The sequence below is a fragment of the Candidatus Vogelbacteria bacterium genome, from assembly GCA_021414225.1.
Taxonomy (GTDB): domain Bacteria; phylum Patescibacteriota; class Minisyncoccia; order Phycocordibacterales; family XYD1-FULL-46-19; genus JAIOOX01.
This window is the reverse complement of record JAIOOX010000002.1, coordinates 59019-81420: the sequence shown is the minus strand read 5'-3', so window position 1 is coordinate 81420 and position 22402 is coordinate 59019. Positions and strand designations below refer to the sequence as shown.

At 42.8% G+C, this 22402-nt stretch carries 23 protein-coding genes and 5 tRNA genes; 14 read left to right on the top strand and 14 right to left on the bottom strand.

The window, feature by feature from the left end; translation table 11 throughout:
- The first annotated feature begins 69 nt into the window (after positions 1 to 69).
- From K8Q91_01070 to K8Q91_01055, 4 genes are all read left to right on the top strand, one after another.
- Positions 70 to 145: transfer RNA gene (locus K8Q91_01070), tRNA-Lys, on the top strand.
- Positions 146 to 313: 168 nt separating this feature from the next.
- Positions 314 to 395: transfer RNA gene (locus tag K8Q91_01065), tRNA-Leu, on the top strand.
- Positions 396 to 976: 581 nt separating this feature from the next.
- Complete coding sequence (locus K8Q91_01060; GenBank protein MCE9628569.1) at positions 977 to 2170, top strand: hypothetical protein; 1194 nt, start codon at positions 977 to 979, stop codon at positions 2168 to 2170.
- Positions 2167 to 3048 (top strand): hypothetical protein, encoded by an 882-nt coding sequence (locus tag K8Q91_01055; GenBank protein MCE9628568.1) that lies wholly within the window; start codon positions 2167 to 2169, stop codon positions 3046 to 3048. The genes K8Q91_01060 and K8Q91_01055 overlap by 4 nt, the downstream gene beginning before the upstream one ends.
- Before the next feature lie 85 nt (positions 3049 to 3133).
- Here K8Q91_01055 and K8Q91_01050 read toward each other — a convergent pair whose 3' ends face one another.
- The 10 genes from K8Q91_01050 to K8Q91_01005 are packed head-to-tail and all read right to left on the bottom strand — an operon-like array spanning position 3134 to position 10562.
- On the bottom strand, positions 3134 to 3370 hold the full coding sequence (locus tag K8Q91_01050) for a hypothetical protein (protein ID MCE9628567.1): 237 nt from the start codon (positions 3368 to 3370) through the stop codon (positions 3134 to 3136).
- A gap of 5 nt (positions 3371 to 3375) precedes the next feature.
- Positions 3376 to 3756 carry a hypothetical protein gene (locus K8Q91_01045; GenBank protein ID MCE9628566.1) on the bottom strand — a complete coding sequence of 127 codons (381 nt, stop codon included), beginning with the start codon at positions 3754 to 3756 and terminating at the stop codon, positions 3376 to 3378.
- 60 nt (positions 3757 to 3816) lie between these two features.
- On the bottom strand, positions 3817 to 4347 hold the full coding sequence (locus tag K8Q91_01040) for a hypothetical protein (GenBank protein MCE9628565.1): 531 nt from the start codon (positions 4345 to 4347) through the stop codon (positions 3817 to 3819).
- A 7-nt stretch (positions 4348 to 4354) separates the two neighbouring features.
- The gene (locus K8Q91_01035; protein MCE9628564.1) at positions 4355 to 4744 is read right to left on the bottom strand and encodes a hypothetical protein; all 390 of its coding nucleotides are present in this window, start codon (positions 4742 to 4744) and stop codon (positions 4355 to 4357) included.
- Between the two features lie 46 nt (positions 4745 to 4790).
- A complete protein-coding gene (locus K8Q91_01030; GenBank protein MCE9628563.1) occupies positions 4791 to 5267 on the bottom strand; it encodes a pilin in 477 nt (158 codons plus the stop codon).
- 6 nt (positions 5268 to 5273) lie between these two features.
- Entirely contained in the window at positions 5274 to 6575 is a 1302-nt protein-coding gene (locus K8Q91_01025) for an extracellular solute-binding protein (GenBank protein ID MCE9628562.1), read from the bottom strand.
- An 8-nt stretch (positions 6576 to 6583) separates the two neighbouring features.
- Positions 6584 to 7111 (bottom strand): class I SAM-dependent methyltransferase, encoded by a 528-nt coding sequence (locus K8Q91_01020; GenBank protein ID MCE9628561.1) that lies wholly within the window; start codon positions 7109 to 7111, stop codon positions 6584 to 6586.
- A gap of 14 nt (positions 7112 to 7125) precedes the next feature.
- Complete coding sequence (gene gyrA, locus K8Q91_01015) at positions 7126 to 9594, bottom strand: DNA gyrase subunit A (protein MCE9628560.1); 2469 nt, start codon at positions 9592 to 9594, stop codon at positions 7126 to 7128.
- 36 nt (positions 9595 to 9630) lie between these two features.
- Positions 9631 to 9927 (bottom strand): hypothetical protein, encoded by a 297-nt coding sequence (locus K8Q91_01010; GenBank protein ID MCE9628559.1) that lies wholly within the window; start codon positions 9925 to 9927, stop codon positions 9631 to 9633.
- Between the two features lie 8 nt (positions 9928 to 9935).
- Positions 9936 to 10562 (bottom strand): MBL fold metallo-hydrolase, encoded by a 627-nt coding sequence (locus tag K8Q91_01005; GenBank protein MCE9628558.1) that lies wholly within the window; start codon positions 10560 to 10562, stop codon positions 9936 to 9938.
- Between the two features lie 389 nt (positions 10563 to 10951).
- On the opposite strand from K8Q91_01005, the gene K8Q91_01000 reads away from it, so the two are divergent.
- Positions 10952 to 12109, top strand: coding sequence for a S1 RNA-binding domain-containing protein (locus tag K8Q91_01000; protein MCE9628557.1), 1158 nt, complete (start codon positions 10952 to 10954; stop codon positions 12107 to 12109).
- Between the two features lie 572 nt (positions 12110 to 12681).
- Here K8Q91_01000 and pth read toward each other — a convergent pair.
- Positions 12682 to 13281 (bottom strand): aminoacyl-tRNA hydrolase, encoded by a 600-nt coding sequence (gene pth / locus K8Q91_00995; protein ID MCE9628556.1) that lies wholly within the window; start codon positions 13279 to 13281, stop codon positions 12682 to 12684.
- Positions 13282 to 13436: 155 nt separating this feature from the next.
- Between pth and lepB the strand changes: the two genes are divergently transcribed.
- The 7 genes from lepB (at position 13437) to K8Q91_00960 (ending at position 19640) form a co-directional block, all read left to right on the top strand.
- Positions 13437 to 14048: a signal peptidase I gene (gene lepB, locus K8Q91_00990; protein MCE9628555.1), complete on the top strand. Its 612-nt coding sequence runs from the start codon at positions 13437 to 13439 to the stop codon at positions 14046 to 14048.
- Positions 14049 to 14058: 10 nt separating this feature from the next.
- Positions 14059 to 15408, top strand: coding sequence for a histidine--tRNA ligase (gene hisS / locus K8Q91_00985; protein ID MCE9628554.1), 1350 nt, complete (start codon positions 14059 to 14061; stop codon positions 15406 to 15408).
- A gap of 21 nt (positions 15409 to 15429) precedes the next feature.
- On the top strand, positions 15430 to 15684 hold the full coding sequence (locus tag K8Q91_00980; GenBank protein ID MCE9628553.1) for a hypothetical protein: 255 nt from the start codon (positions 15430 to 15432) through the stop codon (positions 15682 to 15684).
- Positions 15668 to 16120, top strand: coding sequence for an rRNA maturation RNase YbeY (gene ybeY / locus K8Q91_00975; GenBank protein ID MCE9628552.1), 453 nt, complete (start codon positions 15668 to 15670; stop codon positions 16118 to 16120). Before K8Q91_00980 ends, ybeY begins: the two co-directional genes overlap by 17 nt.
- A complete protein-coding gene (gene ftsA / locus K8Q91_00970) occupies positions 16038 to 17204 on the top strand; it encodes a cell division protein FtsA (GenBank protein MCE9628551.1) in 1167 nt (388 codons plus the stop codon). The genes ybeY and ftsA overlap by 83 nt, the downstream gene beginning before the upstream one ends.
- Positions 17205 to 17282: 78 nt before the next feature.
- Positions 17283 to 18491 carry a cell division protein FtsZ gene (gene ftsZ / locus K8Q91_00965; GenBank protein ID MCE9628550.1) on the top strand — a complete coding sequence of 403 codons (1209 nt, stop codon included), beginning with the start codon at positions 17283 to 17285 and terminating at the stop codon, positions 18489 to 18491.
- Between the two features lie 222 nt (positions 18492 to 18713).
- Positions 18714 to 19640 (top strand): FAD-dependent oxidoreductase, encoded by a 927-nt coding sequence (locus K8Q91_00960; GenBank protein MCE9628549.1) that lies wholly within the window; start codon positions 18714 to 18716, stop codon positions 19638 to 19640.
- Between the two features lie 50 nt (positions 19641 to 19690).
- Here K8Q91_00960 and K8Q91_00955 read toward each other — a convergent pair.
- Positions 19691 to 19762: transfer RNA gene (locus K8Q91_00955), tRNA-Val, on the bottom strand.
- Positions 19763 to 20106: 344 nt separating this feature from the next.
- Positions 20107 to 20178: transfer RNA gene (locus tag K8Q91_00950), tRNA-Glu, on the bottom strand.
- An 89-nt stretch (positions 20179 to 20267) separates the two neighbouring features.
- Here K8Q91_00950 and K8Q91_00945 point away from each other — a divergent pair.
- Positions 20268 to 20354, top strand: a tRNA-Ser gene (locus K8Q91_00945).
- Positions 20355 to 20356: 2 nt separating this feature from the next.
- Positions 20357 to 21517 (top strand): tRNA (adenosine(37)-N6)-threonylcarbamoyltransferase complex transferase subunit TsaD, encoded by a 1161-nt coding sequence (locus K8Q91_00940; GenBank protein ID MCE9628548.1) that lies wholly within the window; start codon positions 20357 to 20359, stop codon positions 21515 to 21517.
- 13 nt (positions 21518 to 21530) lie between these two features.
- Here K8Q91_00940 and K8Q91_00935 read toward each other — a convergent pair whose 3' ends face one another.
- A complete protein-coding gene (locus K8Q91_00935) occupies positions 21531 to 22349 on the bottom strand; it encodes a DUF1189 family protein (protein ID MCE9628547.1) in 819 nt (272 codons plus the stop codon).
- Positions 22350 to 22402 lie beyond the last annotated feature (53 nt).

The window sequence follows — 22402 nt, the reverse complement described above, 5'->3', positions numbered from 1 at the left end:
AAGGAGAGTCCCAACTTACTTGGTTATAAAATTGAATTTCCCCCTCAAATAAACTATAATCCTACAATTGCCCTGTTAGCTCAGTTGGTAGAGCAACTCCCTCTTAAGGAGATGGTCGGGGGTTCGAATCCCTCACAGGGCACCAAACAAATGAATTCAATATAAAATATTGAATGAATATTGTTTGGTAGTCCCTGTGAGGGATTCGAAAGCCACAGGTCGCAAAGCCAGTCGAAGACTGTGACCGAGGCGGGGTCGCGAAAATTTTGCACAGCAAAATTATTTGTGACCGAATTTCTCACAACAAAACATCGGGCGAGTGGCGGAATTGGTATACGCGCTAGTCTTAGGAACTAGTCCCTCACGGGTTGGGAGTTCGAGTCTCCCCTCGCTCACAAAATATTAAGTCTCAAAGCGATAGCTTTGGGGCTTTTTATTTTGTAGGGGCGAGGGGAGACTCGAACACCGGAGGCCACGCAGTCCAGACTCAGCAGAGTTTGGGGCCGAGGTGGTGCCCAGACAAATTTTTTGTGTCGACAAAAAATTTAGTCGCGGGCGAGTCTCCCCTCGCCTGGATTTGTAGTAAAATCCCCCTAATTCTCAGGGGTATTTTGTTATTTAAGACCCCTTGACTTTTTCATAAAACCTGATATAATAGAGAGTGGAAGTAAAGATACTCAGTTGGGGCTATTATCCCCTGCTGTAGAGATATTGAAAGGTCGTTGACAGTTGATTGGAAACAAACAAAAAGGTGTTTGCTTAAGGGCAAAAACCAGGAGAAAAGAAGATGACAACCCGTCAGTATTCAGGATGGTCCATCGTGGTTATGGTAGCAATCTTTGTGATCATCTACTTGGCAATGCCTAACGGCCTGCCGGTGGAAAATCAAAATGAGACGTCCACCAGTATCAACTGGAGAAACGTCGTACTGATCTGGTGGATTGCCTACTGTCTCTACGGCACCATTCACACCAAAGTGGACGGCGCGAAAGATGTGGGGGTCCTTCAATTTCTGGGCTATCGCATCGGATCAATCGATGCTGGTATCGTCCCTGGATTTTGGGGACTGACAACCGTCAATCGTTACCCGAGAGCGATCATCACCCGAGAAGTACCTGCCAACCCAGAAGATCTCTGGAGGGGAAAGGACGACCAAGGAAATCCGCAACCACTACCCTCTGAGCCAAAAGGGATGAAAAAGGATGCCAGTGGGAAGATGGTACCAGATTATTGGATAGAACCAATTTTTGTGCCGTTTGAATCCGCTGATCCTGCCGACGAAGAAGATATACTGAGTCAGACGGTGACAATTACTCCAACTTTGGGAGATCCCGCCACCGAGGAAAAATACAACTTCGTCCCGGCAGTGGTGGTAAAACCAGACAAGGGACAAGTTAAGGATGAGATAGCCGATCAATACAAGGACCCGCTTAAAACCCGGGTCATTGCGGAGGTGTCGGCGTCCTACACAATGCAAATCACCAAAGGCTTGCGGTTTGACATCGCTTTCGACTCGATCGAGGACGCCACAAATTACGTCCGAGACCTGATCGAAAGTGGGATGCGCTCAGTCTGCCAGGTAGGCACGGCGGCCCGCGCACAACGTAATGTTGATGCTATCAGCCGCTACGTCACCCGATATGTCCTGGAAGCTCTCGCAGAGAACAGGATAGACTACAAAGAGGTGACCACCACAACCAGACCAGATATCAAAAGACTATCGGTTAACGCCCTGCGAAAACTGATAGAAGACGAGATTGGCTTGAGATTCACTCAGGTCAAAAACTTCAAGGTGTTGACCAGTCACTCCCTCAACGCAGAGATCCAAAAAATCGCTGAGTCTATTGGGAAAGGGGTGGAAACACAACGCGCAGGGGAAGCTCTCGCTAACAACCACCTGCGAATGATGACTGCCGAGGCGGCTGGACTCAAAAAAATCCAAACCGCCACGGGAGTGTCGGGCCAAGAGGCCCTTGTCATTGACGCGGCCAAGGCAGGCCTGAGCAACCCCAATGCCGTGCACATTATCGGCGATGGGGGTATCTCGGGGATAGCAACCCAAATCGCCCAAACCCTGAAAAAAGTCTCTGAAACAAAACCGGAGACTCAACCTACGACTCCGCCAGCCACTCAAAAGCCGGCGAGGAAAAAGAAAGGTTCTACTTCATGAGTTCGGTAGCAATCGCCTTACTCGGAATCGGGTTAGTAGCCCTCTTCCGATACTGGGATGATGTCAGAAAAATGTGGAAATCTACAGGAGGCCCAACTCCCAGGACAACCACTGCTGGTGGCACTCCCGTAACAGCCCCTAAACCGAAAGGTCCAGAGTGGGATCCATTCCTAACTGGTGCCTGGGTCGCCTACTGGACTGTGGTGGTCTTCGCCACCTGGTGGGTGTTCCCAGCCTGGTTCTTGTGGTTCGTGACCAACACGGGCTACACCATCATCGCAATGGTAGTCCTTCTCATGGCTGGCGGTTCGTACTTTCTCTCCTACGAGAAAGACGCCGTCAGGATTGGAAGGTCACGCTTCTGGAAAGCGGCCTTGACCACTGGGTTACTCTTGTTGATTCTGACTCCACTAGCTAATGCTAATGGGTTAGGTGAAACAGACCCTAAGGTTGTTTTCCAGAACTTGAGTCTCCCCACCCTACCTGGAACCAAGGTCGACCCCAAACGGATCGGCCCGTTACCGGAGGGAGCACACGACATCGCCAAGTTCACTGTCTCTGTACCAGCCACCGGCTGGTCCAAGACTATTGGCGAAACAGCGAGCGCCGGGGAAGGCAAGATGAAGGCCAAAACCGGCGAGAAGGACCTGGAAGTGACTCTTGTGGTTAGCCACTACAAGGTCACGTTCAATCCCCACGACGTGGTCATGGTCGTGGGAAACGGGGTGAGGCCATATATGGACGCGCCCTACACCGATAACCCTCAAGCCGAGAAAGGTGTCAACCACGGCATCAATCTCAACAACCTCGGAACACTGAAGTTCCAATCAACCAATGGTAAGGAAACCACGGTGACTGTCTACCTATACAAGATGTAGGGACGATTTGTCACCTTGAGTTTCCCAACCACAAAGCCGCCAAGCGTTTACGCGAGGCGGCTTTATTATTTCCCTTACTTAAGATTTATTGACACTGAACAGTGTTACAAATAGTCCACATGATCCCAAACACGGCTACCATGATGAACATTCCAAACAATCCCCACAAGATACTGTCGCGACCTTGCTGTCGGCCAGTATCACTATCAGCATTTTGAATAAATTGGAACACTCCCCACACAAAGTAGAGGGTGGCCAACACAAACAAGAAACCAATCAAGGGGTTTAATATCTGACTCTTAAGATTTTCAATGATAACCACGTTAGCTACTGAATATCTGTACCTGTTACTGTTGGAATATCAATACCACCAGCGTCTACGTTAGATTCCGCTCCAGTAATATTTTGAAGAAGCCCTACTAGACCCCAAATACTAACCATAACGAACAAAATAACTATACCATAAATCATATACCACTTTGAATCTGAGCGCTTTTCTTCATTACTAGCATTAAGCAAGTAAGTGATCAAACCCCAAATAAAAACCAAAACGGCCAAGGTAACCAAAATACCGATAAGCACATTAATCCAACCACTAAAGGAAGTTATGATACTTGCGATATAACCATTCGGATCAAAACTTTGAGCTAGAGCCAAGAAAGGCGTCAAAGCTAAACCAGAACCAATTGTTGCAACAACTTTCTTCATATAATTTAAAAAATAAAATAATAAACGACCCAATTTAATAATAAGAACATTATACCACCCTTATAGAGTAATACTAGCTGGCAACTGAGGAACCGGTGGATTAACACCTGCTGGACCACTAGCCCCAAAAAAAGTTCCAGTTAACAAACCAACTATCCCCCAAACACTTACCATTACAAAAAGTCCAATGATCCCAAAAGCCATCAAACTTTTACCTTTGGTCCGCTCAGCGTCGTTATCACCTTTATATAGATATTTGACTAAGCCCCAAAAAAAGACCAAGACCGCCAAAGCCAAGAGTAGGTTAATAATAGGCACCACGATTGAATCACGAACACAGTCGACCAGCGTCTTAAAAGTAGCCGTTGATAGATCGCAGCCCTGGTTGGTATTATTCGGAATAGTCCCAGAACCACCATCACCACCAGGAATATCCCCCCCTGAAGGACCCCCGTTCCCGCCCGACCCGTTACCAGCTCCACCAGGCAAACCACCAGGTTGAGCTAAAGCTAAAGTTGGAACTAAGATGATAGCCACTAAAAATAAACCGAGACTCAAGCAACTAAACTTCTTTGATTTTAAATATGTCATGATTTAATTAAACACCACCACCCAAGGCAGCGACAGTTGTTTTGATAATAGCTAAGATTGAACCAACCCCCAACACAATTGCTGTCCCGATTAGGACCCATTGTAAATTTTCTTTGGCTTTGGTCACTTCACCCTCTTTACCTTGAGCTTTAATAAATAAGAAACCAGACCAAATGATCATAAAAGTGACCACCGGTATACCAATCTGTAATAAAATTTTCAGTAATAAATCGAGCAGCCCCTCTAAACTACCAACACTGAGAGGGTTAACAATCTGCAGCGAAAAAGAGTCCCCTCCACCAGGGTTAACGTCGGTTGTCGCCGAGCTCAATAAAGGCACCAGAAACACCGAAATACCCAACCCTTTTAAATAAAGTGATTTGCATATTTTTTTCATACCAGTAATCATAACAAATTAAATATTCAAAGGGAAAAGATACTTACTAGTTTGGTGACTGGGAAGTATTTGGTAAATCTTGAAAAGTATTATTAACCGCCTCAATCAAATCCGCCTTATCAGCTGGATTAGCGTCATCAGCCGAAGGGCCGACCACACTAGTAACCAGGGTTTTAACAATGAGATACGCTCCCATCATAATAAGTAGGCCCACGATCGAACCAGTAATCATTTTTTTGGCAGTATCTTTGTAACCTGGTTTATAAGGATACAAAACATAAAGCACCCCACCCCAAATAATCACAATGGTGGCTACCAATATTCCTACTTGAAAAATCAGAAACTTAATCACCGCCGTGATCAAAAGAGCTAAATCTTTAAAAGTGCAGTCTGGTCGTCCAGCGTCACCACAAGGAACCAACTTGCTAACCACTTGAGCATCAACCACCGGCGCAATAAAAAATAGCCCAACAAAAACTAGAGATAAAATAATTAATCCTGAAGATAATTTATTTATATTCATTGTTAATTAAAATAAATTTTTTAATTGTTCGAACATTTGAGACATAGATTTTTCTGGTCCATTAATACCAATCGTGACAGCGTTAGCGCTGGATTGAAATACCTTTTTGGAAGCATCAGGATTTGGATCCAGCCACGAACTAGAAATCAAAGCTGAGTGATTAAAGAGATCTTTAAATTCATCATTGGAAATACGCACCAATAAATCTTTGCGAGGAGAGGCTAATGATAAAGCCTCAGATAATTTAGCACTATTTTCTCGATCAAACATCGCTATAGCTACTGAAAAAGCCACTGATTTATTTTTGGAGCTTTTCAAAACCGCCACTCCATCCAAACGACCATACGTCAAAGGTCGAGGAGCCTCGTCTATTTGAGGTAAAGAAGTGATCGCTAAGTTTAAATTAGGATTGAGAGCTCGCAGGGTTTGGATTTCACTAGCGAAACCAAAATAATTAGCTGTAAAGCCATTAGTGAAGGTGGTAGCTGCTTCTGGAAATGAATTATTCCAAGAATATTCCGCTCGGCCTGGAGTAGCAAATCTGGTAAAGAAATCTAAAGCTGAGTAAATACTATTACTATTGCCAGAAATATCACCCAATGACACTTGGTAATTATTATTAGGTGTTCTAACAACCAAAGGGGCACCAGCCTGCATCAATAAAGTCAGTAAAATTTCTTTTGCGTTTTTTATGTTAGGGAAATTACCTAAAGCTACCCCGCTTTGAGAGATGATCCCCTGGTCACTAACCGAGTTTAAAACCTTATGATTGTTTTGGAAACCAGACCAATTTTGAGGCGGTTGAAAAATATTAGCTTTAATATAAAGATCTTTGTTGTAATACATCACCAACGGATCAACACTGATAGGAATAGCTAAAGTGCCAACCGAGGTCAAGAAAACACTAGCTCCATCAATAAAAGTATTCTTAAAATCAGTTACCCGTAAAGAAGTATAAGGTAGTGGCTCGATCAATTTTTCTAACTTAACAATTGATCTGTCATGAAGAAGAATTAAATCCGGACCCTTACCGTGAGCTAGTGCATTGATTAACTCAGTCTCATAAGTACTAGGGTCCTTATAAACATAACTGACAAAAAAAGAATCTTTGTTTGCTCGATTAAGTTCAGCTATAAAATTAGATGCTTTACTGACTGCTATATCCCCCCACATGACCACTGACTTTTGACTGACAGTGGTTGTCTTTTTAAAACCAGGTAATATACCCGAAAAGATTAACACCCCAATGACCAAACCAAACCCAAAGATGAAAAGTAGAACTATCTGAAAAATATTGATTTTCTTCATAAAAAAAATTAGCCCTTCACAAATATCATAGCATAATGTTGATCACTAACATCAATTGTTGATTGCTCCACGAAACCAGCTTGACCAAACACCTCCTGAATTTCTTTAGCTGAGACAACGTCTTCCGCTTTTGGTCCGATACCACCAAAAGATTCCTTCCACTCAATCACCACCACCTGACCGGTGCGTTTTAGAATTCTCTTAGCCTCTAAAGCGATCGAATATTTCAACTTACTTTGAAATAAAATATTCGCAATTAAAACCACATCGACTTCCTCATCAGCTAACTTACTACCACCGCGACTCTCTAGATCACCCTGCAAGTAATGAATATTGGCTAGACCAGCTTTTGTGGCTTCAGTTTGCAAACTACCCAACAATTCTTTTTGGATATCAATCGCATAGACGGTTCCCCCGGTTAAATATTTGGAGAGCGCCAAAGTCCAGGCCCCAGAACCAGCTCCAAAATCAGCCACCGTTGAACGAGGACTAAGATCTAGCTGTTTAACAAATTCTTGAGGATTAGCAAATGCCATACCCTCTTATTATATTACAAACAAGTTATGGATGCCAAACTATCATCGGCTCGCAACTTCATAATTCTGACTCCTTGAGTCTGTCGGCCGAGACTAGGAATCTCATCTAAGCCAGTGCGAATGATTTGACCCAGCTTAGAAATAGCCACCACTTCTGATTCTTCGCCAGTTAGTACTCGACTAGAGATCAACTCTCCAGTTTTGCTGGTTAATTTAATCGTCTTAATACCTGAACCGCCACGTTTTTGAATTTTGTAATCTTTGATTGGGGTTTTTTTACCAAAACCATTACGACCCATCACGAGCAGCTCAGCATCAGTTGCCTCTTTTTTGACCGTATCAGCTCCGACAATAACGTCAGCTTTGCCAAGCTTCATAGCTCGCACTCCAGCGGCCCCGCGACCCATTTCCCGAATATCAGCTTCTTTAAAACGAATAGATTGACCAAGTTTAGATGTCAAAATTACACTATCACCCTTATCCACCGGGCAAACAGATAACAACTCATCTCCATCACTTAATTTGATCGCAATAATACCGCTGCGACGAACATCTTTAAAGCTCTCGGCTGAAACTCGTTTAGCCACGCCTTGTTTAGTTACCATCATAAGTGACAATTTGGTGTCTTTGAGGGCCTTCGGGAAAGCTAAAATGGAAGTCACTTTTTCTTCAGCTGACAAAGAAATAAAGTTCATGATCGATTTACCCCGAGTCGCCCGTTTACCTTCTGGAATTTCATACATTTTGAGTTGATAAGCCTTACCGGAATCAGTAAAGAATAGTAGATCACTATGAGTGTTTGCGGTTAGCAGGTTAGTGACAAAATCTTCTTCTTTCACGTTTAAATCAACCACTCCAACCCCACCCCTCTTTTGAGAACGATACTCGGTCGGATCAGTTCGTTTGATATAACCACCCGCTGTCAAAACCAACATGTTTTCTTTTTCAGGAATTAGATCTTCGACGTTAATTTCTTTAGCACCAGAAGAAATCACCTTAGTTCGACGATCGTCACTATATTTTTCTTTCAATTCAGCAAATTCAGTGCGAATAATTTTGATCATCTTCTTCACATCAGCCAAAATTGATTTAAGCTCTGCAATCAAAGCTAATTTTTCTTTCAACTCATCTTCAATTTTCTGACGTTCTAGACCAGCTAGTTTTTGTAACCGCATTTCCAAAATAGCAGTCGCCTGAATGTCAGACAATTTAAACTGCTTAACCAAATTGGTATGAGCCTCGCCAGTATCCTTGGATTTTTTGATCAACTTGATGATTTCATCAATGTGATCAAGAGCTTTTTTCAAACCTTCTAAGATGTGAGCCCGCTCCTCTGCTTTGCGTAAATCGTATTGAGTGCGGCGAGTTACTACCACCTTACGATGAGCAATAAACTCTTCCAAAATAGATTTGAGTGACAACAATTTCGGCACCCCATCCACAATAGCCAACATATTGAAGTGGAACATGGCTTCCAGGTCGGTATGTTTGTAGAGACCATTTAAAACTTTCTGAGGATGAGCCCCGGTTTTAAGGTCAATCACCACTCGAATATCTTTCGTTGATTCATCACGGATATCACGAATCCCTTCAATTTTTTTATCACGGACCAAGTCAGCAATCTTCACAATCAGATCAGACTTGTTTACCTGATAAGGAATCGAAGTAACAATAATCTGATGATTACCGGCTTTTTGTTCCACAATCTCCGCTTCACCACGAGTCAAGACTCCCCCTCTACCAGTAGCATAGGCATGGCGAATATCAGCTGTATTAAAAACTAAACCGCCAGTTGGAAAATCTGGTCCAGTTACAAATTGCAACAAGTCCTCTGTCGTTACGTCCTTGTTATCCATCATGTGGATCAGAGCGTTCAAAAGCTCCCCAGCATTGTGAGGTGGAATTTTGGTCGCCATACCAACCGCAATACCTAAAGTTCCATTCAAAAGTAAGTTTGGTAACACTGACGGCAAAATCACCGGCTCCCGGCGACTACCATCGTAGTTAGGAATATAATCAACAGTTTCTTTTTCGATATCACGCAACAACTCACCAGCAATCCGAGACATTTTTGCTTCGGTATAACGATAAGCCGCTGGTGAGTCACCATCAATTGATCCAAAGTTACCTTGACCAAAAATAAGTGGGTAACGAGTCGAAAACTCTTGAGCCATACGGGTCAAAGCGTCATAACAAGCCACGTCACCGTGCGGGTGATATTTACCTAACACATCACCGACAATAGTCGCTGACTTACGGAATTTAGCTGAAGCAGTTAAGCCTAGTTCGTGCATAGAGAAAAGAATGCGACGGTGAACTGGTTTGAGGCCATCACGGACATCTGGCAAGGCTCGAGCCACGATCACTGACATCGAGTAATCTAAGTAAGATTCTCGCATCTCAGTCACAATGTTAACCGGGACTGTTTTATTAATCTCGTTAACCTCACTAGTTTCAATTGGTTTTTTGTTCTTTTCAGCCATAATTTAAGATGTGACGCTTTAGTATATCACCAGTTTTTACTTGAGGGAATCAACTTTTTTAGTCGTAATTTCGGTCAACACCTGAAAACCGACCTTTACTCTCTCTAGATTATCGGTGATTCTGGTAAAAAAACTTTTTTCAGGCTCGATCACCTTCACTGTACTAGAAGCTGTTTGTGGGTCCACTTTAGGTGTTGGTAGAATAAAAAGCAAATTAAAGATCCAACCACCAACGATCAATAAAGTACCCAAAGAAGTCCAAACCACCAACAACCGGCGTCGCTCTATTTCTGGTCTTTGGCGCACTTTATCTAGATATCCAAGTAGCCACATAAAAACGATTAATTAACCGACGACAAGACTATTACTTCACCCTCTTTCCCTTCTAAATCTTTTTTCTTTAAAGAAAGTTTGTCTATGGGACTGACTTTATCAGCTCCTATATCTTTTAAAAATAGAGCCAAATAATCATCCTTTTTATCGCCACACAAAACTGGAATAATAATCTTAGGACCAAGACTAGTGGCAAATTTAGCTGCCGATTTAGGATCAAGAGAATCTTGCCCACCAATCGGCACAATCAAAATATCCGGACTAGAAATCTCCTCAAGCGCATCTGGAGTTAATTTGTCTAAAGCAAGGCCACCCAAGTGAACAACACTCATACTTTCAAGAACCACACTATAAATAGTATTAATCCGTCCGTGCGGACCAACTGACGGCAGGCCTTTAACAAACACCCCCGACAACTCATATTCTCCTGGAGAATCAATCACAAAAGCTTCTTTAGTGCCAAAAGAAACACTATCGCGGCCATTCATTGACGGGTGTTTTTGGGCAATTAACGCAATATCAGCCCCAAATTTAGACGCTTTAGCATCAAAATCACGACTAATCGGATTGGTGGCAATAACCATATCGCCAAATTGCAACCGCACAAAAGCTTCACCATAATATGTGATTACCATCCTCTAATAATAACAGAAAACTTGGCCATTTCCAAGTAATTATGTAGACTACGTGTGGGCTGCAGATAGGCTCCACGTGAGGAGACAGCAGGCGCCCCCTTGCAAACGTTGTAAGGGGAAGGGTTCCGTCGGTCACGGCAGAACCAAGACCGTATGCCCCTGCAAAGGGGGCCAGGTGAAAACTAATTCCCTGATCGCTCTGGGAACGAAGTCACCTGTCTTGCGCTAAGGCGCCTGGGCTGGAAGGGGAACACTTGGGCCCCCCTTCCAGCCCTTTACTTTTTCCTTTTTTCTTAGTATTCTTAGCTTATTATTAATCTGAGTACGGCCCAGCATAATGGCTGGTGAGTCTCGGGCTCCGCGCAAGCAGGAGTTAAGGTTATTTTTTTATGTCTGAAACAAAAAAACCAAAAGTTGTTAAAGCAACTGACGAAGCTGCAGAATCAGCTGAAGTAAAAATAGTTAAAGGCCCAATGGATGACGTGATGAAAAATTCACCTAGTTCACCAGAAAAAGGTAGCTTAGTGGAAGGTCGCGTTATTGCCAAAGGTAAATTGACTCTTTATATCGACATTCCTCCATTTGGAACTGGTTTGATTTTTGGTCGCGAATATCTAAATGCCCGCGACGTGATCAAAAAAGTTAACATTGGCGACTCTGTTACAGCTAAAGTAGTAGAAACCGAAGGTGAAGATGGTTACATTGAGTTATCTCTTAAAGAAGCCAAGCAGGCTCTGATCTGGAACGAGGCCGAGAAGATGATCAAACACAAAACTGTAATCGAATTACCTGTTAAGGATGCTAATAAGGGTGGTTTGATTATCGAATGGCAAGGAATTGATGGCTTCTTACCAGCCTCTCAACTGAAAGCGGAAAATTATCCTCGAGTTCAAGATGGTGACAAGGATAAAATCATGGAAGAGTTACAGAAATTTGTTGGTAAGCCAATTGAAGTCACAATCATTGGCGCCGACCCTCGTGAAGCCAAGTTAATCTTCTCTGAGAAAAATACTGACAACAAATCTCGTCGAGAAATCGTGTCTCGTTACAACCTCGGTGATGTCGTAGAAGGTGAAGTCACTGGAGCAGTTGATTTCGGTGTCTTCTTAAAAATTGAAGAGGGTCTAGAAGGCTTGGTCCACATCTCAGAAATTGACTGGGCTTTAGTGGAAAACCCTCGCGAGAGTTTCAAAGTGGGAGATAAAGTAAAAGCAAAAATCATTGAAGTCAAAGAAGATAAAATCTCTTTGTCAATCAAAGCTCTTAAAACCAACCCTTGGATGGAAGCTGACAAAAAATACAAAAAAGGTGACTTTGTGTCTGGTGTTGTAATCAAATACAACAAACACGGCGCTCTAGTTTCCATCGAAGAAGGTGTGGCTGGCTTGGTTCACATTTCCGAATTCGGCAACGATGAAGATCTGAAAAACAAACTAGAATTAGGTAAGACTTACAAGTTTACGATCAACTTGTTTGAACCAAAAGAACAAAGAATGACTTTGTCATTTGGTGAGAAAAAATTGGAAGAAATCAAAGAAGTGAAATAAATTTTTAGGCAAGATAAGACCCCGCCGGACCTTCAGTCCGGCGGGGTCTTTCTGTACACCCAAACCAAGGCGTGTTACAATTTTCCCCGGACCACAACCAGGAGGAATTATTGGTAATGAACACCGCAGTCGCTCCCCCGCGGAGCCAAGAAATCACAGTAGTGGAAGAGGGGCGTTTTTTCACCCGACCAACGTGCCCAGACGGGGTCTGGAATAAGCCGCCGGGACGCCGTATTCGACTGGCTCCTTTTGAGACGCCGGATGACAAGCGGCGCCAAGAACGAAACTAAGCCAATCATCCCACTCCATGTATCACCGGGACCCAGGTACACACGTACCAGGGCCCGGCTTTTTCTTTATCCCTAAAATACTTGACATAAATCGAAAAGATGCTACTATTAAGTGAGCCGTTGGCCATTTTGCCGACCGGTTTCTTTTTGCGAAGGGGAAGACCCACACATCTTCATTGTTGTGGAATCCTTCTCCCTGCCAAAGCCCCTTAGATCTACCTGAATCGGGATCTAGGGGCTTCCTTTTTTATTTTAATACCACTACTCAAAAAAAATATTTACCTAATTAAACTGATTCATCGCTACTACTCGGCCAGATTCCATTAACACCAACAAGCTATCTACAATTTCTTTCTTCATATTTTTTAATATTTCCTCTTCTCTTGGTTTCCATTGACCCAACACAAAATCTTGAACCGCCTCATCACCTTGAGGTTTTTTTATTTTACCAGTTGGGGTACTACCAGAGATGCCCACTCGCACCCGCACAAAAGCCCGAGTCTTGATATTTTTAATGATTGATTCCACTCCTTTATGACCACCTGACCCTCGATCAAAACCAATTTTAAATCTCCCCAACGGTAAATCTAAATCGTCGTGAATCACCACCAAACTCTCGGCTTTTTTAACACTAGTAATTAGTGGACCAATTGTCTTTCCCGACAAATTCATAAAAGTATTTGGTAAAACCAATTTCCCTTTTTGCTGACCGTATTCAAAAGTCGCCACTTCGGCTTGTATTTTTTTATCAGTCTTCCACTCACCCACCTCCAAATCTTTTACTTTTTTATTAGCCAACAAAGTCACCACCTCGCGGCCAATATTATGACGAGTGTTATCGTATTCTTCTCCGGGATTACCTAAACCAGCAATGATGTACATGAAAATTAAGAATTTAAAACGGGTTGAATGAGCTATGTCTGTGAGAAAAATATTTCGCTGGCCGACTGGGCCGAGTATAGCAAAATTTCACCAGAAATTTATGCGCATTTTTTCGAACAGATCATGGCGAACGAATTATACAATGGAATAGTCCCTTGCGTCAAAGCCTTTTTTCCAGTACAATCTACCGCATCTTTATTACTAAAAAATATCTCATGACTCCAGAGTCAAAAAAATCACTCATTGAAGCTGTTCGTTTCGCTCTTACCATCCTCATCATTGTTGTCCCGATCCGTACTTTCGTCGCTCAACCTTTTATCGTTAGTGGCGACTCCATGTTTCCCACTTTTAAAAACCGCGAGTACTTAATAATAGATCAACTATCCTATCAATTTCGTTCTCCTATCCGCGGCGAAGTAGCTGTCTTCCATTACCCGAAAGATCCATCCAAATATTTTATCAAACGAGTAATTGGCCTACCTGGTGAGACAGTCACCATCAGAGGTAAACAAGTTTCGGTCACCTCTAGTACTGGCGAGGCAGTTAAACTAGACGAGTCTCAAGCCAACTACACTAATGGTTTAGGGGCTGTTAATTTAAATCGCAAACTAGAAGCTGGAGAATATTTTGTCATGGGTGACAATCGTGACTGGAGCCTAGACTCACGCGCCTGGGGACCAGTCCCAGAAGAATTATTCCGGGGCCGAGCTTTAATTCGACTGTTCCCTTTCAATATGATCGATTTTTTACCAGGTAGTATTAACTAAATAAATATTTATGACTCAACCAACTAATGACAAAAAAAATACTACCAAGAAAGTAAAGGCTGCCAACCCTGAAAGTAGTTTGCAGACCCCTAAAGGCATGCACGACTTGATCGGTGATGACGTTTTTCTATACCAAGGGTTTGCCGAAAAAGCGGCTGAGATTGCTTTATACTACGGCTTCAAACCAATTGAAACTCCTATTCTAGAAAAAGAAGAGTTATTTGCTCGTGGTGTCGGTGCTGGCACTGATATTGTCGACAAAGAAATGTACACCCTCAAAACCAAAGGTGGCGATAAGTTGGCTATGCGACCAGAAGGGACTGCCCCAGCTATGCGAGCTTACATCGAACACGGCATGCAGTCAGAATCACAGCCAATCATGCTTTACTATCACGGCCAATATTTCCGCCACGAAAATCCTCAACGTGGTCGCTATCGAGAATTCCGCCAATTTGGTTTGGAAATTTTGGGCACCAAGAAAAGTATTGCTGACGCTACCATTATTCGCGTCACCACTTTAATCCTCGATGAAGCGGGCGTAAAAGACTTAGGTGTCAAAATCAACAGCATCGGAGACAACGAATGTCGCAACTCTTACCGCCGGGAATTAGTAAACTACTACAAAAAACACATCAAGGACATCTGTGTTGATTGTCGAGAACGTCTAAAAGATAACCCTCTCCGTTTACTTGATTGTAAAAATCCAAAATGTGAACCGATCAAAGCCGCCGCCCCAGAATCAATCAGCTTCTTGTGTAGTGACTGTAAAACCCACTTTAAAGAAGTATTGGAGTATCTTGATCAAATGGGAATTACTTACGAGATCGATAGCTCACTAGTACGTGGACTAGATTATTATTCTCGCACTGTTTTCGAAGTTTTCACTACCGAAGTACCAACCGAAGAGGACACTGAACCAACCAAAGCCCTCGCTCTAGGTGGTGGTGGTCGCTATGACTACTTGGCCAAAATTTTATCTGGCAAAAAAGATATCCCAGCGGTTGGTTCAGCTATTGGTATCGATCGCATCGTTCGTCTCCCTCAATACGCCAAGTTGACCCCGCGAATTGTTAAACCGCCTAAAGTCTTTTTTATTCAGCTATCATTCGACGCCAAACTAAAAAGCTTCGAGGTAACCGAAATCTTACGAAAAGCCAAAATCCCAGTTTCTCACTCGATGTCTAAAGACTCACTAGGCTCTCAACTTGGTATCGCTGAGCGACTAGGTGTGCCTTATACGATCATTCTTGGTCAACGAGAAGCCATCGACAACACTGTTATTGTCCGGAATATGGAGACTCGCTCACAAGACACAGTTCCTCTACCTAAACTGGCTGAATACTTGAAGAAAATTAAATAAGATGTTACACTACAACCCATTATGATTTCTGCTGAAGTAACCAAAGCCACAACTGAATCCAACGCTAGTGTCTTGCGCCGTTTTACCAAAAAGGTTCAAGGCTTAGGCACTGTCCGACTAGTGCGTAAATTACGCTACAGTGCTCGCCAATTATCTGATTTCAAAAAGAAAAAAGAGGCTCTTAAGAGAATTGAGAAGCGAACCAATATCGACCGTCTTAAAAAGCTAGGCAAAATTAAAGAACGGGAAGGTAGAAAAGATGCTGTCCGTAAGTAACAAAACAAGGCAGTCCCTCCCGGGACTGCCTTTATTGGCTATTGCCGACAAAGTACTGGGTAAATCCTACGATCTCAGTTTAGTTTTTGTTGGTCACCGTCGTTCTCGTCGTCTGAACAATACTTACCGCGGTAAAGATAAACCAACCAATGTTTTATCTTTTCCTTATGACAAAAAATCTGGAGAACTAATTATTGATTTAGCAAAAGTAAAATCAGAGTGCCAAAAATTTGATAGCACTTTCACTTATCATCTCGGTTTTTTGTTTATCCACGGCGTCCTTCATTTGAAAGGACTCGACCATGGTAGTACAATGGAACGTGAAGAACGTAAGTTAACTAAAGCTTTTTTAGATGGCACGAATAATCGCAACCGGACTGGACATCGGAACATCATCAATTCGCGTCGTCGTATGCGAATACAAACCAGGCAGTAATGTCCCGGAGGTTTTAGCATTAGTCAGAAAATCTTCTCGTGGTCTCAGGCGGGGCTATATCATTCAAGTTGACGAAGCTGTTAACAGTATCAAAGAAACTCTAAACGAGGCCGAGCGCCTAGCTGGTGTTAAAATCAAAAGTGTCCTCCTGGCCGTTGGTGGTGTGAGCCTTGAATCCAAAGTGGCCGACGGTAGTGTGATTGTCTCCCGCGCTGATGCTGAAATCGGTGATTTAGATATTAATCGAGTTTTGGATTCCAGTGAACAAAGCCTGGCGACCGACATCAACAACAAATCAATCCTCCACCGTATACCACTAGCTTTTAAGTTAGATAACAAAAAAATCCTTGGCCGACCAGACGGGATGAAAGGAGCTAAACTCGAAACAAGGACCTTGTTTGTAGTCTGTGGTACTCAACATTTAAAAGACCTTATTGGTGCCGTCGAAGCCACCGGTGTGCGGGTCGACGATATTGTCGCGGCTCCCCTAGCCGCTAGTTTTTCCACTTTAACCAAAATCCAAAAAGCCGCCGGCTGTGTCTTAGCCAATATCGGCTCTCAAACCACCAGCACTGTTGTTTTTGAAGAAGGTATTCCTATTTCCCTCCAAGTTTTTCCACTAGGTTCAACAGATATTACCAACGACATTGCTTTAGGTTTTCAAATCCCCCTGGAAGATGCCGAGAGAATCAAACGTGGCGAATCAGAACCAGCTTCATCTCGCAAAAAACTAGATCAGATTATTGATGCTCGTTTATCTGATATTTTTGAGTTCGTCGAAAACCATCTTAAAAAAATAGGCCGTAACGGATTACTACCAGCAGGAATTGTCATCACAGGTGGCGGTAGTGGTATTAGTAATATTGAAGATATGGCTAAGTCTTACTTTAAATTACCAGCCAAGACCTCTCAATCGGCTATTTTAGGTAGCTCCCACAATCAAATAAAAGACTCTGCTTGGTCAGTCGCTTATGGCTTATGTCTGTTTGGCTCTGATGCCGAAGCTGAAGAATCTATCGGCCGACGAATGTTCAAAAACACCAAGTCTAGCTTCATAAAATGGCTAAAAGAGCTTCTTCCTTAGCCATTTAGGCCCGTTGCATATTTCCTCCAGTCTGTTAACATAGACGCATCATTATTTAAAGCGTCCCTATATATCTTTATGGCTAGAATTCAACCCGAAATAGAAGCATTTGCTCGCATCAAAGTAGTTGGTGTTGGTGGATCAGGAACAAACGCTGTCAATCATATGGTTGAGTCAAAAGTGCGTGGCGTAGAATTTATTGCCATGAACACTGACGCTCAACATCTTCACCACTCTCTCGCTTCTAAAAAAATTCACATTGGTAAAAATCTAACTCGTGGTTTAGGTACTGGCATGGATCCAGAAATTGGACGCAAGGCAGCTGAAGAAAGTTTGGAAGACATTCAAAATGTTATCAAAGGCGCCGATATGGTCTTTGTTTCTTGTGGACTCGGTGGTGGTACTGGTACTGGTGCCGCTCCTGTAGTGGCTAAAGTCGCCAAGGATCAAGGTGCTCTGACAGTAGCGGTAATTACTCGTCCTTTCTTTTTTGAAGGCAAAAACCGCATGACTCTAGCTGATCGCGGTATGGAAGATTTACGAAAAGAAGTGGATGCGATTATTGCGATTCCAAATGATCGTCTAATGAATATTATCACCAAAGACACAACCGCCGTGTCTGCTTTTGCTATGTGTGATGAGATTCTTCGTCAAGCAGTCGAGGGTATTTCTAATACTATTACTAGTCCTGGTTTGATCAACGTCGACTTTGCCGATATTCGTTCAGTTATGCAAAATGCTGGCTCAGCCTTGATGGGTATTGGTAGTGCTTCTGGCGAGAACAGAGCTGTGGAAGCTTCTAAAGCCGCCATTAACTCTCCTCTACTCGATCTATCAATCCACGGTGCCCGCGGTGTCCTCTTTACCATTGCTGGTGGTTCAGACCTAACTATGCACGAAATCCAAGAAGCCGCTAAGGTGGTGACCGAGTCTATCGATTCTGATGCTCGAGTTATTTTTGGAACTATTCATGATGATAAAATTAAGAAGGGTGAAGTTAAAGTCACTGTTATTGCTTGTGGTTTTCCAACCGATATAGCTCGAGGTAAGAAAAATGAATCTAGTATTTTTGGTTTTAATCAAACTAAAGAAGAAACAACCACCACCCCTCCTCCTGCCGCCAAAGAAAAAGAGATTATTCCTCCACCGCCAGTTGTCAAAGAAAGACCCCCAGTCCGAAACGCTTTTGATACCGTCCGTGTTGATAGAGAAGAAACCGCCGACAATGGCGAAGATGACGACTGGTCATCAATCCCCGCTTTCCTAAGACGGTCAAATAAAAAATAAATCACTCAACTAGCTTCTGCTCCAAACCACAGAAAACCACCCCAGCGGGTGGTTTTCTTCTGCTCCACGTCGGCTATTTTGCCTTACTGGAGTACCAGCCTAAAACCATGAGGCAAAAACCAGCTAGTCGACAGTTACGCAAGGGTTTGTTACAGAACTAGTCTCGTTTAGCTCTTAAAAGCAGTGGCTAGTGAAAACTTTTATGTTACAATAGACAAACTTATGATCTACGATTTAGCAATTATTGGTGGTGGTCCAGCCGGCAATGCCGCTGGTGTTTATGCTGCTCGCAAACAACTAAAAACTATCTTTTTGACAACTGAGTTTGGTGGTCAATCCATCGTCTCACCTGAAATTTATAATTGGATCGGTGAACAAAAAATCTCCGGTGAAGATTTAGCTAAAAAACTAGCCGACCATGTCAAAAGTTACGAGGGTGATTTTTTGACCATCAAGACTGGATCCAAGGTTTCTAATGTAACTGGCCAAGATAGCAACTTCACTATTACCACCGAATCAGGAGAAGTTTATCAAGCCAAAACGATTCTAGTAGCCACCGGTTCAAACCGTCGAAAACTAACCGTACCAGGAGCGGCAGAGTTCGATCAAAAAGGTTTAACTTACTGTGCTTCTTGTGACGGACCTTTGTTTGCCGGACAAGATGTCGCTGTCCTTGGTGGTGGCAACGCCGCTTTTGAAACCGCAGGCCAATTGCTAGCTTATTGTAAATCAGTCACCCTAATTCACCGCTCAGCCGAATTCAGAGCTGATCAAATAACTATTGATACCCTACTTAAAAAACCTAATTTTAAAATCGTCACCAACGCTGAACTAGCAGAAATTAAAGGCGATAAATTTGTTTCTAGTCTAACTTACAAAAACAAGGAGACAGCAGAACTAACAGAACTACCAGTCAAAGGAATCTTTGTTGAGATTGGTCATACCCCTAATACTAGTTTTGTTAAAGATCTAGTAGATCTAACTTCTTTTGGAGCAATTATTATTAATCACAAAACTCAAAAATCTAGCTGTGTAGGTATTTGGGCCGCTGGCGATTGTACCGACGCGCTTTATCAACAAAACAACATTGCCACCGGGGATGCCATCAAAGCAGTAGAAGATATTTATAATTACTTACATCTAAAATAATCTAAATAAAAAATCCCAGAGTCTGACTCTGGGATTTTTTATTTAATTAGTGCGCCCTATAGGAATTGGACCTATGGCCTTTACAATGTCAATGTAACGCTCTACCACTGAGCTAAGGGCGCTTCTTTTAATGAAATTAAATCTATCAAATTTAGTCAATTTAGTCGAGAAAAGAAAAGGTCCCCGGGCAAGGCTTGTGGGGACTTAAAGAGGAAGGTGACACCAATGTGGCTAGGGACTAGCAATCTCCACCACATAGAGTCAAATCAAGGGGAGCAAAGTCACCCACAACGGAGAGACTCGCAATCTGGAACAGATTGCAGGGGGGGGGAAGGAGTTTGAGATTGTAACTGTGTGTTGAGTCTACCTAGCCCGGGAAAAACCTAGACACCACACTTGCCTCCACAAGCGCTTTTGTATCCATGAATTATCATAAACCTAAATAGCAGATAAGTAAAACTTAATGTGACCCTACAGGGAGTCGAACCCTGCTTCCAAGCTTGAAAAGCTTGTGTCCTAACCGATAGACGATAGGGCCTTAAACGAGGATACTATAACACTTTTTTGAAAAATCGCAAAAAAGTGTTAGGATTCAGGCGTTAGGGTAAAAACAAGGTTATTGCCCACGGAGGAGTGGCTGAGTGGTTGAAGGCACCGGTTTCGAAAACCGGCATACGGGAAACCGTATCAAGAGTTCAAATCTCTTCTCCTCCGCTATGAAAATATTAGCCATCGAAACCAGTTGCGACGAAACCGCTATCAGTCTTGTGGCTGCCAGCGGGTCAAAATCAGCCCCTAAATTCAAGGTTCTAGCTCACCAGATATCCTCTCAGGTTAAACTCCACGCCCAATATGGAGGCGTGGTGCCATCACTAGCCAAACGAGAACATTCTAATAATTTAGTGCCAATTCTGATTCAAGCTCTCACTGAAGCTAAATTATTAAAATCATCTAAGGCTTCACTAATAAATACCCGAACTGAAAAAACCATAACCCAGATTTTGGTCCGCGAACCAGACCTATTAACTAATATCAATCAATCACTAACTCACATCGCAGTACCTAAAATAGATCTAATTACTGTCACCACTGGCCCAGGCCTCGAACCAGCCTTGTGGGTCGGCATTAACTTTGCTAAAGCTTTGAGTGTCATTTGGAATAAACCAGTGTTGGGTGCGGACCACATGGCTGGCCATATCCTTTCACCCCTTCTCATCCCTAAAACCAAAGTTATTTTCCCTGCCCTAGCTCTATTGATTTCTGGCGGCCACACCGAATTGATTTTAGTTAAAGAACCATGGAAATATAAAAAAATTGGTCAGACTCGTGATGACGCTGTTGGTGAAGCCTTCGACAAAGTCGCTCGCTTAATGAGCTTACCTTACCCAGGTGGACCAGAGATTAGTAAGCTGGCCGAACAAGCGTCAAAACAAAAAATAAATAATATCGATTGGAAATTTCCTCGTCCCATGCTTCACTCCGGTGATTTTGACTTTTCTTTTTCGGGAATTAAAACTTCAGTCTTGTATGCGATCAATAAACATGGAGACCTAAATCAGGCTGACAAATTAGCTATTGCCAAAGAATTTCAAGACGCAGTCATTGATGTTTTAACGACTAAAACTTTAAAAGCCCTCACTAAACACAAGATTAGGACTTTAATCATCGGTGGTGGGGTTATTTCCAACACCGCTTTACGGGAAGCCTTTAAAACTAAACTCCAAGAACAACACCCCCAAGTTAAGCTCTTGATTCCCGAATTTACTCACGCCACGGACAATGCCACTATGATTGCCGCCGCTGGTTACATTGGTCAATTTTCGAAAAAGCCAAGCAAAAACCCTCGACTAAAAGCCGAAGGTAATGCCTCACTTTAAAACTGTTTAAAAATTACTTCTTCAAGTTTACTCCCACCACCGCCAACAAGATCAAAGTTCCCAAAAAAGGAAACTCCACCACTGGCAAGAGAAAAGCTACCGCTCCTACTACAATAGTTAAGGTAGCCCCGTGAATAGCTAGTTGATATGACCGACTATAGTTAGCGGGTATTTTTAAGATTTTTAACAAACCAAATACCAACAAAGCGGCTAACAATAGATAGATTAGATAATAAATAATCAGGCCGGCGTAAATAATTGGGAATAACACCAAAATAAAGACTCCAAAAGCGCCTTTCAAGAACATCGCTACTTTTGGATACCACACATCAACCAACATTTTGTTGATTGTTACATTAGGAAACTTTTCGAGAGAAACAATCGTTACTTGACCGTCTTCGTTTTTATACCAAGCTGTTTTTTGACTAACTAAAGCCAAGGTTTTGTATTCCGAAAACTTTTCATAAGTTGGTTCATTAACCACGTCAATCACCAAAACATTCGTAATTGATTCTGCCCCCGCCTTAACTTTATCGGCTGGCAGGGCAATCATATATGGGGAGGCTACATTAGTAGAAACTTGTCCATTCTTTACCACCACTTCTAATTCGGCAGGATATTGATTAACCAACTCTGGACCTATCACCTTAGCCCCAAAGTAGAGAAGTCCTCCAGCCGCTGAAGCCAGCATGAGCCAAGACACTAAAGTAGCCAACGCCAACAACTTTAGTAAGTAACGAACCGATGTCCCGAAGGGCACTCCCCCAGCGACCAGTTTTTTATATAGAGCAGGGCCATAAACACTGTCTTTAATGGATTGTATAAATTTCATAATTTAATAAGCTAATTAATACCTAGAGTATCATTATACCACATTAGGGCTGT